Below are 12,943 nucleotides of genomic sequence, written 5' to 3' on the forward strand. Positions count from 1 at the left end.
GATATTGCTATGAATGATACAACTGCTGTACGGCATTCGGCGGCGTCAGAAACCTTAACCGGTGGTTTGGTCACGCTGTTTGCGTTCTGCTGTGGCGCTATTGTCGCCAACCTTTATTACGCACAACCCATTGTCGAACTGATCGCACCGGATATTGGGCTTTCTGCCCATGCTGCGAGCTTCATAGTGTCGCTGACTCAAATTGGTTACGCGCTGGGTTTGCTGCTGTTAGTGCCGTTGGCTGACCTGTTTGAAAATCGAAAACTGATGATCGGGACCGCACTCATTGCCGGTGCAGGATTGTTGGCGGCGGGTTTGTCGACTCAGCCCAGTGTGTTTCTGGGGCTGTCATTGCTTATCGGGTTTAGCTCGGTTTCAGTGCAGATGCTTATCCCCCTGGCTGCGCATCTAGCGCCTGAAGCCAGCAGGGGCAGGGTGGTTGGCAACATCATGGGCGGCTTGTTACTGGGCATCCTGCTGGCCAGGCCTGTATCGAGTTTGGTAGCGGATTACTTTGGTTGGCGCACGGTATTTATCGGCGCAGCAATTGTGATGCTGGTCATTATTGTGCTTATGGCGCTGACCATCCCAAAGCGCCAGCCAACCCATAAAGCGTCTTATATGAGCTTGATGGCATCCTTGGTGACGCTGCTCCAGAAACAACCAGTATTACGCCAACGAGCGCTGTACCAGGGGTTGATGTTTGCAAGCTTTAGCCTGTTCTGGACCGCTGCGCCAATCGAGTTGATGCGCCACTACGGTTTATCCCAAAGCCAAATCGCTATATTTGCTTTGGTCGGCGCAATAGGAGCGTTTGCCGCGCCAATTGCCGGGCGACTGGCCGATGCGGGCCACACGCGCAGAGCCTCCACGGCCGCGATGATTATCGCCGGCGGCGCTTTTTTGATCGGCTGGAGTGGCCCGGCCTATAGCGTGATTGGCTTGGCCTTGACCGGCGTATTGCTGGATTTCGCCTGCCAAATGAACATGGTGCTGGGCCAACGGGCTGTTTATGCGCTGGATGCAAACAGTCGTGCTCGGCTTAATGCGTTGTACATGACCACCATCTTTATCGGCGGCGCTATTGGTTCCGCCATTGCCAGCCCACTGTATGAGTCTGCTGGGTGGCAGGGGGTGGTGATTGCGGGTGCAGCCTTACCGCTGATTGCATTGTTGATATTTGTATTTAAAGAGTACGGTCGCAGCAAAGCCTGATGGAACGCCGTATCAAGCACTGCTGGCTTGATACGGCTCAATTTAGCTGGATGCAGATTCAGACAGCGCGGCCTGGACCAATGGATGCAAAACATCGCCCTGATGTTGATGCTGCCAAACGCTCAGTTCTTGACGCATGGCCGGGGTCCAGAAACTTTGCAGGTGCTGCCTGACACTGCGCACAGCCTCAGCGGTATCGGTTTCATTGGCGAAGAATTGAGCGATTTGATTGGCCATTTTGACCAGGCTTTCAGCACTCATTTACCCACCTCGATTTTTTCAGCAAGGCGGCGCTGTTTCAGCAGCCGTTGTTGCTCATTACTGAAGGCCTGATAGCGCTGTTGCCAAGCCGAGGGTTGGTTGACACGTACGATTTCAACCGCGGTGACCTTATACTCAGGGCAGTTTGTCGCCCAATCTGAGTTGTCGGTAGTGATCACATTTGCGCCGGATTCAGGGAAGTGGAAGGTGGTGTAAACCACCCCAGGCGCAACACGCTCACTGACTTTGGCGCGCAATACAGTTTGCCCGGCACGGCTGCCAATGCCGACCCAATCATCAGTGCTGATACCGCGACTTTCAGCATCAAAAGGGTGAATTTCTAAACGGTCCTCTTCGTGCCAGGCAACGTTGTCTGTACGACGTGTTTGCGCACCCACGTTGTACTGGCTGAGGATTCGCCCTGTGGTGAGTAACAGCGGGTAGCGATTGTTGACCTTTTCTTCTGTCGGCACGTAACCGGTGAGCATAAAGCGCCCCTTGCCACGGACAAACTGGTCGATGTGCATAGTCGGCGTGCCATTAGGCGCGTCGTCATTGCAGGGCCATTGCAGGCTGCCCTGACGGTCCAGTTCGGCATAGCTGACACGTGCAAAAGTTGGGGTAAGGCAGGCAATCTCATCCATGATTTGCGCCGGGTGCTGGTAATCCATGGGGTAACCCAAGGCGTTCGCCAAGGCCATCGTCGCTTGCCAGTCAGCCTTGCCTGCCAGCGGCTCCATGACCTTGCGCACGCGGTTTATACGGCGCTCAGCATTGGTGAAGGTGCCATCTTTTTCGAGGAAAGAACTGCCGGGCAGAAACACATGGGCGAACTTTGCCGTCTCATTGAGAAAGATGTCCTGCACAATAATGCATTCCATTGATGCCAAAGCGGCGGTCACATGCTGAGTGTTAGGGTCGCTCTGGGCGATGTCTTCACCTTGGCAGTAGAGCGCTTTGAAGGTGCCGTCTAACGCCGCCTCGAACATATTCGGGATGCGCAATCCAGGGTCAGGTTGCAGGGAAACATTCCACGCTTGCTCAAACTGCTGACGCACTGCCTGGTTGGAGATATGCCGATAGCCAGGCAGCTCGTGGGGGAAGGAGCCCATGTCGCAGGACCCTTGTACATTGTTTTGGCCGCGCAATGGATTGACCCCAACGCCTTCGCGGCCGATGTTGCCAGTGACCATTGCCAGGTTGGCAATGCCCATCACTGCAGTACTGCCCTGACTGTGCTCGGTAATGCCCAAGCCGTAGTAAATCGCTGCATTGCCGCCTGTTGCATAGAGACGAGCGGCTGCGCGGATCTGCTCGGCAGGCACACCACAGACTGGGCCCAAAATCTCCGGTGCGTGCTCAGGCTGGCTGACAAATTCGCGCCAGCGGCTAAAGTCGGCACCCTCGCAGCGCTCATCAACAAAGCGCTGGTTGAGCAACTGCTCGGTGACTATCACATGGGCCAGCGCATTAAGCATTGCCACATTGGTGCCTGGGCGCAGTTGCAGGTGCAGCTCTGCACGGGCATGCGCTGAGTCAACCAAGTCGATGCGTCGTGGATCAATCACAATTAACCGTGCACCTTGACGCAAACGCCGTTTAAGCTGCGAGCCAAACACCGGATGAGCGTCAGTCGGGTTCGCCCCCATGACCAATACAACATCGGCCTGCATCACTGAGTCGAAGTTCTGCGTACCAGCGGACTCACCCAGCGTCTGTTTTAAGCCATAACCTGTCGGCGAATGACAGACGCGGGCGCAAGTGTCGACGTTGTTATTGCCAAAGGCGGTGCGAACCAGTTTTTGTACCAGATAGGTTTCTTCGTTGGTGCAGCGGCTTGAAGTGATACCTCCAATTGAGTCTCGCCCGTATTTAAGCTGGATGCGGCGCAACTCAGTGGCGGCGTAGTTGACGGCTTCATCCCAGCTGACTTCTTGCCAGGGATCGTCGATATGCTTACGGATCATTGGTTTGGTGATGCGGTCAGGGTGGGTTGCATAGCCCCACGCGAAGCGCCCCTTTACACAGGAATGGCCATGGTTGGCGTGACCGTTTTTATCAGGAACCATGCGCACCAGTTGGTCACCCTTCATCTCCGCACGGAAAGAGCAGCCAACACCGCAGTAAGCGCAAGTAGTGATCACACTGCGCTCGGGTTGCCCCAATTGCACCACGCTTTTTTCCATCAGAGTGGCGGTAGGGCAGGCCTGCACACAGGCACCGCAGGATACACACTCAGACGTTAGAAAGTTGTCGCCACCCGCAGCAGCCACACGGGATGCAAAGCCACGCCCGCTGATCGTCAAGGCAAAAGTGCCTTGCGTTTCCTCGCAGGCCCGCACGCACCGGCTACAGACGATGCATTTGCTCGGGTCATAATCGAAATAGGGATTGGAAACGTCTGTTTCTTCAGCTAAATGGTTCGCCCCTTCATAGCCATAGCGCACCTCGCGCAGTCCCACCTGGCCAGCCACCGTTTGCAGCTCGCAATTGCCATTGGCTGAGCAGGTCAGGCAATCCAACGGGTGGTCGGAGATATACAATTCCATGACATTGCGGCGCAACGTTGCCAGGGCGTTCGTTTGCGAACGCACCACCATACCTTCCACAACCGGTGTGGTGCAGGAAGCGGGGTAGCCACGCATGCCGTCGATTTCAACCAGACACATGCGACATGAACCGAAAGCCTCCAAGCTGTCGGTGGCGCAGAGTTTGGGAATATGAGTACCAAGCAAGACCGCCGCCCGCATGACCGAAGTGCCGGAAGGCACGCTGATCTCACGGCCGTCGATGGTCAGGCTCACCTGCAGTCCGTCTGCACGGGCAGCAGTGCCGAAATCGATATCACTTTTAGGGTCGAATTGAGTGATCATTGGGCGGCCTCCGTGGTTAGGCCGAAGTCAGCCGGGAAGTGCTTGATGGCGCTGGCCACGGGGAAAGATGTCATCCCGCCGAGCGCGCAGAGTGAGCCATATTGCAAGGTGTTGCACAGATCCAACAGCAACTCGGTTTGCTGTTGGCGATCGGCAGGTGCAGTGCTGGCGATTAACCGATCCAGAACTTCTACCCCTCGCGTCGAGCCGATGCGGCAAGGGGTACACTTTCCGCAGGATTCTTCGGCGCAGAATTGCAGAGCAAACCTGGCCATCTGCGCCATATCCAGACTGTCATCAGCCACCACCACGCCGCAGTGGCCCAGCATGGCACTAATACCTGCGAATGCTTCATAGTCCAATGGGGTGTCGAACTGTTCAGGTGTCACCCACGCCCCTAAGGGACCGCCAATTTGCACGGCTTTTAGTGGCCGGCCACTGGCTGTACCACCGCCGTAGCCATTAACAAGCTCGTTTAGGGTCAGACCAAAAGCTCGCTCCACCAAGCCGCCATAACGCACGTTGCCAGCAAGTTGAAAGGGCATGGTGCCCAGTGATCGACCCATGCCAAAGTCGCGGTAAAACCGCGGGCCCAATGCCATGATCGCCGGTACGGATGCCAGCGTCAGGACGTTGTGAACCAAGGTCGGCAGGCCAAACAGACCTTGCAGCGCCGGCAGCGGCGGCTTGGCGCGAACCATGCCGCGCTTGCCTTCAAGTGATTCAAGCAGCGCCGTTTCCTCGCCGCAAATGTAGGCACCTGCACCGACGCGAACCTCTATATCGAAGGCTTGGCCGCTGGCGCAGACATTATTGCCCAGATAGCCGGCATGGCGAGCGATTGCCAATGCCTGGTTAAGCGTAGTGATAGCGTCTGGATATTCGGAGCGCACATAGATGTAGCCTTTGCTCGCGCCAACGGCGAAGCCGGCAATGGCCATGCCTTCAACCAACAAGAATGGGTCGCCCTCCATCAACATCCGGTCCGCGAAGGTCCCAGAGTCACCTTCGTCGGCGTTGCAGACGATGTATTTTTGCGCGGCTTGGGCCTCGTGCACCGTTCGCCATTTGATGCCCGCTGGGAAAGCCGCACCGCCACGCCCGCGCAGACCTGAATCCAGTACGGCCGTCACCACCGCGCTGCTGCCGAGTTCAATGGCTTTGGCCAGGCCCTTGAAACCACCGTGAGCCAAGTAATCGTCGAGTGACAGGGGGCGGGTAATACCCGCGCGGGCGAACAATAGACGTTGTTGGCTTTTCAGGTAGGCAATATCTTCAACCAACCCCAAAGCCTGAGGGTGCTGGCAGTGCCCGGCTATCAGCGCATCAAGCAGTTCAGGCACTGCTGCAGGGGTCAGTGGGCCAAACCCAATACGGCCGCCTGATCCTTCGAACTCTAATAATGGTTCCAGCCAGTACAGGCCACGGGAGCTGGTACGTTGCAAATCAAGTTCTAATCCGCGCCGTGCAGCCTCCTGAATCAGGGCGTGCGCAACGTCATCGGCCCCCACTGCGCAGGCGACTGAGTCGCAGGGCATAAATAGCGTTAGCATGAGCCATCCTCCAGGCAGCGGGTCAGGAGCTGGCCCAAGCGTTCAGCCGTTATCCGAGCGTATAACCGTCCGTCAATCTCCAGTGCGGGTGAGCACGCACACGCCCCCAAGCAGTAAACCGGCTGCACACTGACCTGGCCGTCGGCACTGATGCCGTGTTCATCCAGTTCGAGTTTCTCGGCAAGTTGAGCAGCCAGCCCATCGGCCCCCATGCTCTTGCATGATTCTGCCCGGCACAGCCTGAGGCTATGACGCTTAGGCGGTGCACTGCGAAAGTCGTGATAGAAACTGATTACACCCTGTACTTCAGCCAGGCTTAGATTGAGCGCATGGGCGATGTCTGGCACAGCCACATAGGGAATGTAGCCAGCGTCTTGCTGAATGGCATGGAGGATCGGCAGCAGACCGCCTGGGGTGTTCTTCTCACGCTCAAGGACGCTGTGGATCAGGGGCAGATGTAACGCTTCATCAGGCATTAAAAAGACCTCGGCCTCACCGTTAAGATCAGGTGTTCGGAGTCATTGGCAGCAGCGAACCGATCAGCTCACGGAAACTTGATCTAAAGGCTCGCCATCATTGCTTTTCGGCCAAGTATCTTTAATGCACTTGGTCCGTAGCTGTGGTCAAGCTTGCCATTGCCAGTGGCAGGAGAATGCACCGGAGCGACTTTTCACATCCTGAAACCGACTCGTCGTCGGATAGCAAACCAGGCGCGGGTTGTGACACTACTGACCTTAGGGGTAGCCAATCTAAGCGTAGCGTTTAACTGCGTATTTGCTATGGCGAGAAGGCGCTGCATAGCGCGCAGCGCCAGAGGAGTGCAGTGCGCCGGAGCAGGGTGCCCGGCGCAGAACCTGCGGTTTAGAGAATGCTCAGCGGGTACTCAATAAATGCACGGATTTCGTTCAGATCAGGGCCGACATCATTGCTGGCGCGGTAGATCGAGTTACGCAGACGGAATGACAAATCTTTGGCCGGACCGTCCTGCAGCACATAGCTGACCTGGTTGAAGATTTCACGCTCGGTGCCGTCACTGCCCGTGCCGCTGTCGATGTTGTCGCCCCGCACGTAAGCAAACTTGTAACGCAGGCCGGGCACGCCGTATTCGCTGAAATCTAGCTCATAACTGGCTTGCCATGAGTTTTCGTCTTTGAGGTTGAAGTCCGAGTAGTAGGAGTTCGCCAGGTAGATAGTGCTGCCACCATCACCGTAGTCGTAAGCGTAACCGGCATCGCCTGAACTGCGTTGGTGAGCGAGAATAAATGCATGTGCGCCGATGCTGTACTTGGCAGCCAGGCTCCAGATGTTGTTGCTGTCGTTATCACCATCACCGCCGAAATCTTGGGCTGCAACCGAGCCGTCATCGTAATCGGTGTGGTAAAGATTGAAGTCGAAGTTCAGCGCCTGCTCAGCGGACAACGGAATGTTGTAGTTGAGGTTAGCGTAAGATTTCTCGAACTCATCCTCAACATCTGAGTAGTAAAGCGCAGCGCTCAGATTCTCACTAAACGCATAACTACCACCTGCCACATCTATGCTTTTCAAGTGGTTGGGGTCGCGCGAAGGTTGTGCCATTGGGCTGTCAGCGGTAAAACGACCCGCATTAAGAACCAAGCCTTCGATTTCATTACTGGTCACCAAGGTGCCTGTAAAAGACTGCGGTAACAGACGACTGTCGTCATAAGCCAGCACAGGCAAGGACGGGAACTGGTTGCCGTACTTGATCACGGTATTGGAGAAGCGGACCTTAACCGCTGCGCCCGCTTGGGAAAGATCATCCACCGGGTGACCGTCGCTGTCAGTGTCAAACATCGCGCTGTAGTTACGGCCGCGACCGCTGTCGAGTTTAATCCCCAACAGGCCGAAGGCATCGACGCCGACCCCTACGGTGCCCTGAGTGAAGCCCGACTCAAAGGTGCCAATGAAACCTTGACCCCAGGTCTTGGCATCATTAACGCCATCTTTGTAATCACGGTTGAAATAGGTGTTACGCAGTAAAACGTTGAGGCTGCTGTCTTCGACAAAGCCTTTAGATTCGGATTGCTCACTGGCGTAAGCACCCATCGCGCTGCACGCACAAGCGATTGCAATTAGTTTTTTGCTGAACATAGCTGCTCCTAGCGATTTTCTAATAGTTGTGTACACGTATTGCCAACAACATCGTCCAGCGTCAGGTCGATATCGTTAAGCGTAGAAGGCAGGGGTCATACTTGAATGGCATTTTTTTAAGTATCGTCGTTCGTTGCGACGGCAAATAAATAGCACCTAATCAAAGGCGAGCCTATTCGATGGGCATGATAGTTACTATCAACACGGGTAATATCAGTAGGAAGCTAATTATCGGTATTCTGGCGGGGATGAATTTACGAACCTGCAGTGCCTTGCATCGGCACTGCACGGTGCTCCTTCATCAATCCTTTGTGTTTTTTTTAACCGCCTTTTTAGGCGGTTTTTTTAAACAAAATCAGTTGCTTGTGGATGTTAGATGCAACGTCCTATGTTTCGCTCTTCACGTTTCGCCTGTAGTTTAACTACTAGCCAAACTGACTGTTCGATTATCGCCACTTATTAATCTAACGCGCTTGCATAGTTGCCAATTGCAAGAATTTCCTGTGCACGAAGTTAATTAATAACAGGGGGTTATTCGTTGTGCTGACTGCACGCATGCCTGAAAGGCGTTCGATGACCGTTGCGAAGCTCACCCCCATGAATAGCCATAACGTCACCGCTTTTATAGTTAATCAAGCCTGCAGTGAAGGGCACTGACCAGACCCTAAGGCATCACGTTGCATCGAGTGCAGGTTCTTTTCAATCGTTTCGCAGATCGATTCCATCTGGATCTGGTGTTCACTGTTGTGAAAAGGACTTTGTAAATCGGTGCCGATTTGTTCGATTGCCAGCAACATAAACCCCACCACTGTCGACGCTAATGGCGTGAACCAGCCCAAAGACTCCACAAGCCCGACTGGCACAATCAGGCAGAAAAGCGAAATAAATAGCCGTGGGAAATACACGTAGGGATAGGGCAGTGGCGTGTTGGCAATGCGCTCCATGCCGCCCTGGCTGTTAGACAAGTCGACCAAGGTTGATTCCAACCGTGCCAAACGAATGCTATCCAGGCGGCCAGCCTTGTATTCCTTGGCCAACAATGCTGCCGAGCCGTTAAGAATGTCGTTGGCAAAGTTGTTGGTAGTTGAGCACCGGGCAAACTCGTCACTGGGAATAAATGCTTTTACCTCTTCAGGGCAGGGTTTGCCCCGCAATTGCGCCGCCAGACAGTTTACATACGCCACATGGCGGCGTAGCAGTGTCGATTTTATGGGGTTTACATCAGCGCTGGGGTCATCCACCAAGGTCAGCGCTTGCCGGGCAAAGCTGCGGGAACTGTTGACCATCGCACCCCACAAAGTCCGCGCCTCCCACCACCGATTGTAGGCACTGCTGTTGCGAAAACTGATCAGCACCACAAGCGCAGAACCCAGCAGCGTAAGGGGCATCAGTGGCAACTTTACCTTGCTGTCGAGAAACAACATGAAATCCGCAGTGACCACGATGTCCCAGATCAACAACCAGAATAGCGACCAGCCTACATAGCCGAGGGTTTTGATGATCAGGCGGTACTTTTTGATCAGAGCTGCTTTCAAACGGAAACCTCTTGGCCAGTGTTAGGCATCAACGCAATGCTCTAGCTCGGACGGTTCAAGGCAGATAAAGGTTCGGCTATGGGGCGCTGAAACATGATCCTTAGGCTCAGAAAAATCGAATATTCAGGGAGGATTCATCAGGATATTTCAGCGTTGGGCCTGCGAACGCTGGAGCAAACCGTAGCAGCATCCTGAAATCGTATGTTCATATTTGGTAACAACTAACTCTTGATGCGGTACCTGAAGAACTATTCTTGAATCCAAATACTCTTTTTAAGCACTGCTACTGATTAAGGAGCTTCTGAAAAAAGCGCTCTTGATTCCAACCCAGAGGAATAAAGCATGTCGGCTAAAACCTGCTCTTGCCCCAACTGTGAGTGTGAAGTTGATGCTAACGCCTTGTCACGTGACGGCCTCGCATACTGTTGCGCTGCTTGTGCTCAGGGCCATATTGACGGTGCTGCGTGCAGAAAACCGGGTTGTGGATGCGCTCAAAGCGCCGAGCCGAGCACAGAGGCTGAACCCTCATAGCCTTGCTGACGGATGCTTCATCATTGAGCAGAACAGCTGACTAAATAGCTGCTATCAAAGCGTCTGCGCAGGCCCGGGTCCATTCGCTCTGCACTGTTAATCCAGCCTTACAACACCTATAAGAGCGAGACGGTTGATGGACGTTGCTGAACGAATTTTGCTTACCCTCCAGGAAGAGTTTTCCGATCTAGGCGAAGTGGAGGACCTGACCAGAACACTTCTTCGTCTGCTGCTGGCCATAATTCTAGGCGGTGGCCTTGGTTATGAACGCGAGGTTACAGGCAAAGCCGCTGGTGTTCGCACGCACATGCTGGTGTGTATAGGCTCTGCCTTATTTGTTATGTCCTTGGCCCAAGACGACGCAGATAATGATGCGTTGAGTCGGATCATTCAGGGCATCGCTTCGGGGATTGGATTTCTCTGTGCAGGCACTATTCTCAAGGGCAGCAGTATTTCCAACGTTAAAGGCCTCACCACCGCAGCAGGGCTGTGGTGTGCTGCTGCGATAGGTGTAACAGTCGGCCTGGGCCTTGAAGCCACCGCCATATTGGCAACCTTGATGGCAGTTCTGGTGCTTCATGTTGTACCAACCTGGCTTGACCCAAAGAACAAGGCAGAAAGCGACTGACCGCTCGCAGCGCCCCCAATAGAGGACAGCAGCAATGACCCGACTCACTGCTAACGACTTTTCCCCGCAACTACTGGAGCTCTATGACTACTATGCCCACGGCAAGATAAGCCGTCGGGATTTTCTGGAGCGTGCAGGCGCGTTCACTGCTGTTTGCGGCCTGTCGGCCAGCGGAATTCTGGCCGCGTTGAGCCCCAACTATGCCTTGGCGCAGCAAGTTGAGTTCACCGATCCGGACATAATCCCGGAGTACATTACCTACCCATCACCCAATGGTCATGGCAGTGTTCGCGGCTACCTCGTGCGTCCGGCTAAGGCGTCTGGCAAGCTTGCGGCCGTGGTGGTGGTCCATGAAAACCGCGGGCTCAACCCCTATATCGAAGACGTAGCCCGGCGCGTTGCCAAAGCAGGATTTATTGCGCTGGCACCGGACGGCTTAACCTCAGTCGGTGGATACCCCGGCAATGACGACAAGGGCAGGGCACTGCAAGAAAAGGTCGACCCTAAGAAGCTGATGAATGACTTTTTCGCTGCCATTGAATGGCTGATGGATAATCCACTGACTACCGGTAAGGTTGGCATCACTGGCTTCTGCTACGGCGGAGGCGTTGCCAATGCCGCTGCGGTGGCTTATCCAGAACTGGCTGCTGCGGTTCCATTTTACGGGCGTCAGGCCGATATCGACGATGTGCCGAAAATCAAGGCACCGCTGTTGCTGCATTACGGTGAACTGGATACCCGCATCAACGAAGGTTGGCCCGCCTACGAGCAGGCGCTGAAAAAAGCTGGCAAGACCTACGAAGCCTACATCTACCCAGGTGCCAACCACGGCTTTCACAACGACTCTACACCCCGGTACGACGAAGCGGCTGCGGAACTGGCTTGGGGTCGCACCTTGAAATGGTTCCAGCGTTATTTGGTATGAAGGTCTAAGTCAGCCCTAAGCAGTATGGCTGCCTACGCAAAATCCACTCTCACTTAAGTGGGTTTAATAAACTTTCGATATGAGGCCAGGTATGCACCCTGGCCGTTACGCTGGACCAAGCTGGCACGGCTTTGTAGATCCTTGGCGTAACCCATCATCGCGCATAATCAATTTAGCCTGCTGCTCAATTTAAAAAATGCACGTTGAGCGACTGCCTTGAGCAGATTGCAGGGATTTCTCATGACAGATGTAAAGATGCCCCTAGGCACTGATGGCCAGACCCCGCGGATACCCAAGTCGGTTTTTATTACAGGCGCTAACGGTTTTATTGGCAGGGCATTATTCAACCGCTACAAAGCGCTAGGCGCACAAGTCCGGGGGATGGATCTGTGTGCCGATCGAGAACATGACATCGTTGCCGGTGATCTGACCCAGCCGCAACACTGGGCAGAGCATGCCAAAGGCTGTGAGTTGTTTATCAATACTGCTGCCGTTGTGTCACTGGCTGCGCGGTGGCAGCGCTATCGCGAAGTTTCAGTTCAGGGTGTGCGCCACTGTCTGGATGTTGCGATTGCAGGCGGAGCAGAGCGCTTCGTGCAGATCTCCTCAATTGCTGCCTTGGGCTGGCAGTATCCAGAACTGGCCGATGAAACATGCGATGTGGTTATCGGCGAGCAGTACCGTTACGGCGTGGCCAAAGGGGCTAGCGAACATGTGGTGCTGGCGAGCCATGCGGCGGGGGAAATTGATTGCACCATTGTACGACCCGGTGATGTCTACGGCCCTGGTTCGCGCGCCTGGTTAATCGAGCCCCTGAAAATGGCCAAGGCGGGCATCTTGATGTTACCCAAGGGCGGCACTGGCATTTTCACCCCCGTTTACATTGATGATCTGCTTGACGGCATCATGCTGGCGGCGGGGTTGGATCAAGCACGTGGACATATTTTCCACCTGAGCAGCGCCAGCCCTACGACTTGCATGACGTTTTTCTCCAATCACTGGCGCTGGGGAGGGCGAAGCGGTGCTCCGCTCAGATTGCCATTGTTTTTGGCAGTCGCGTTGACCCAGTTTGTTTGGAGAGTTAATCAACTCTTGAAGATAAACAGCGAAATCACACCAGATACCATGTACATGTTTTCACGTACTGGCGACATCTCCATTGCCAAGGCGCAACGCATGCTCGGCTATCAGCCGAAGGTGTCACTGACAGAAGGGTTGCGCCGTTCCGAAGAGTGGCTGCGTGCGAGCGGACAGATCACTTGATTGCAGTGAAGAGTTGGTGAGCTATTCGGCGCGATAGCGCGTTGAGAACC

11 protein-coding genes are annotated in these 12,943 nt (G+C 54.6%); 5 read left to right on the forward strand and 6 right to left on the reverse strand.

The annotated features are described in order from the left end of the window. Positions 1-9 precede the first annotated feature (9 nt). A complete protein-coding gene (locus tag ACIGCM_RS19800) occupies positions 10-1,215 on the forward strand; it encodes an MFS transporter (RefSeq protein ID WP_397503755.1) in 1,206 nt (401 codons plus the stop codon). A 42-nt stretch (positions 1,216-1,257) separates the two neighbouring features. Here ACIGCM_RS19800 and ACIGCM_RS19805 read toward each other — a convergent pair whose 3' ends face one another. The 6 genes from ACIGCM_RS19805 to ACIGCM_RS19830 form a co-directional block, all read right to left on the reverse strand. Beyond that, positions 1,258-1,476 (reverse strand): formate dehydrogenase subunit delta, encoded by a 219-nt coding sequence (locus tag ACIGCM_RS19805; RefSeq protein ID WP_397503756.1) that lies wholly within the window; start codon positions 1,474-1,476, stop codon positions 1,258-1,260. Then, positions 1,473-4,349 (reverse strand): formate dehydrogenase subunit alpha, encoded by a 2,877-nt coding sequence (gene fdhF / locus ACIGCM_RS19810; RefSeq protein WP_397503757.1) that lies wholly within the window; start codon positions 4,347-4,349, stop codon positions 1,473-1,475. The genes ACIGCM_RS19805 and fdhF overlap by 4 nt, the downstream gene beginning before the upstream one ends. Continuing rightward, positions 4,346-5,902 (reverse strand): formate dehydrogenase beta subunit, encoded by a 1,557-nt coding sequence (locus ACIGCM_RS19815; protein WP_397503758.1) that lies wholly within the window; start codon positions 5,900-5,902, stop codon positions 4,346-4,348. Before ACIGCM_RS19815 ends, fdhF begins: the two co-directional genes overlap by 4 nt. Then, positions 5,896-6,378, reverse strand: coding sequence for a formate dehydrogenase subunit gamma (locus ACIGCM_RS19820; protein ID WP_397503760.1), 483 nt, complete (start codon positions 6,376-6,378; stop codon positions 5,896-5,898). Before ACIGCM_RS19820 ends, ACIGCM_RS19815 begins: the two co-directional genes overlap by 7 nt. Before the next feature lie 385 nt (positions 6,379-6,763). Further along, positions 6,764-8,011 carry an OprD family porin gene (locus tag ACIGCM_RS19825; protein ID WP_397503761.1) on the reverse strand — a complete coding sequence of 416 codons (1,248 nt, stop codon included), beginning with the start codon at positions 8,009-8,011 and terminating at the stop codon, positions 6,764-6,766. Positions 8,012-8,643: 632 nt separating this feature from the next. Further along, positions 8,644-9,546 (reverse strand): bestrophin family protein, encoded by a 903-nt coding sequence (locus ACIGCM_RS19830; protein ID WP_397503762.1) that lies wholly within the window; start codon positions 9,544-9,546, stop codon positions 8,644-8,646. 342 nt (positions 9,547-9,888) lie between these two features. Between ACIGCM_RS19830 and ACIGCM_RS19835 the strand changes: the two genes are divergently transcribed. The 4 genes from ACIGCM_RS19835 to ACIGCM_RS19850 all read left to right on the forward strand — a co-directional run bounded on the left by ACIGCM_RS19835 (position 9,889) and on the right by ACIGCM_RS19850 (position 12,893). Further along, positions 9,889-10,077 (forward strand): metallothionein, encoded by a 189-nt coding sequence (locus tag ACIGCM_RS19835; RefSeq protein ID WP_397503763.1) that lies wholly within the window; start codon positions 9,889-9,891, stop codon positions 10,075-10,077. A 136-nt stretch (positions 10,078-10,213) separates the two neighbouring features. After that, entirely contained in the window at positions 10,214-10,705 is a 492-nt protein-coding gene (locus ACIGCM_RS19840; protein ID WP_397503764.1) for an MgtC/SapB family protein, read from the forward strand. Between the two features lie 34 nt (positions 10,706-10,739). Next, positions 10,740-11,630, forward strand: coding sequence for a YghX family hydrolase (yghX, locus tag ACIGCM_RS19845; protein ID WP_397503766.1), 891 nt, complete (start codon positions 10,740-10,742; stop codon positions 11,628-11,630). A 240-nt stretch (positions 11,631-11,870) separates the two neighbouring features. Continuing rightward, positions 11,871-12,893, forward strand: coding sequence for an NAD-dependent epimerase/dehydratase family protein (locus tag ACIGCM_RS19850; RefSeq protein WP_397503767.1), 1,023 nt, complete (start codon positions 11,871-11,873; stop codon positions 12,891-12,893). Positions 12,894-12,943: the final 50 nt, after the last annotated feature.

Source organism: Pseudomonas sp. NPDC078700 (assembly GCF_044542375.1).
In the GTDB taxonomy this organism is placed as follows: Bacteria; Pseudomonadota; Gammaproteobacteria; order Pseudomonadales; family Pseudomonadaceae; genus Aquipseudomonas.

What these genes read in the sequence shown, in the direction of transcription:
- ACIGCM_RS19800 (WP_397503755.1), top strand. Translation starts at nt 10, where the DNA reads ATGAATGATACAACTGCTGTACGGCATTCGGCGGCGTCAGAAACCTTA.
- ACIGCM_RS19805 (WP_397503756.1), bottom strand. Translation starts at nt 1,476, where the DNA reads ATGAGTGCTGAAAGCCTGGTCAAAATGGCCAATCAAATCGCTCAATTC.
- fdhF (WP_397503757.1), bottom strand. Translation starts at nt 4,349, where the DNA reads ATGATCACTCAATTCGACCCTAAAAGTGATATCGATTTCGGCACTGCT.
- ACIGCM_RS19815 (WP_397503758.1), bottom strand. Translation starts at nt 5,902, where the DNA reads ATGCTAACGCTATTTATGCCCTGCGACTCAGTCGCCTGCGCAGTGGGG.
- ACIGCM_RS19820 (WP_397503760.1), bottom strand. Translation starts at nt 6,378, where the DNA reads ATGCCTGATGAAGCGTTACATCTGCCCCTGATCCACAGCGTCCTTGAG.
- ACIGCM_RS19825 (WP_397503761.1), bottom strand. Translation starts at nt 8,011, where the DNA reads ATGTTCAGCAAAAAACTAATTGCAATCGCTTGTGCGTGCAGCGCGATG.
- ACIGCM_RS19835 (WP_397503763.1), top strand. Translation starts at nt 9,889, where the DNA reads ATGTCGGCTAAAACCTGCTCTTGCCCCAACTGTGAGTGTGAAGTTGAT.
- ACIGCM_RS19840 (WP_397503764.1), top strand. Translation starts at nt 10,214, where the DNA reads ATGGACGTTGCTGAACGAATTTTGCTTACCCTCCAGGAAGAGTTTTCC.
- yghX (WP_397503766.1), top strand. Translation starts at nt 10,740, where the DNA reads ATGACCCGACTCACTGCTAACGACTTTTCCCCGCAACTACTGGAGCTC.
- ACIGCM_RS19850 (WP_397503767.1), top strand. Translation starts at nt 11,871, where the DNA reads ATGACAGATGTAAAGATGCCCCTAGGCACTGATGGCCAGACCCCGCGG.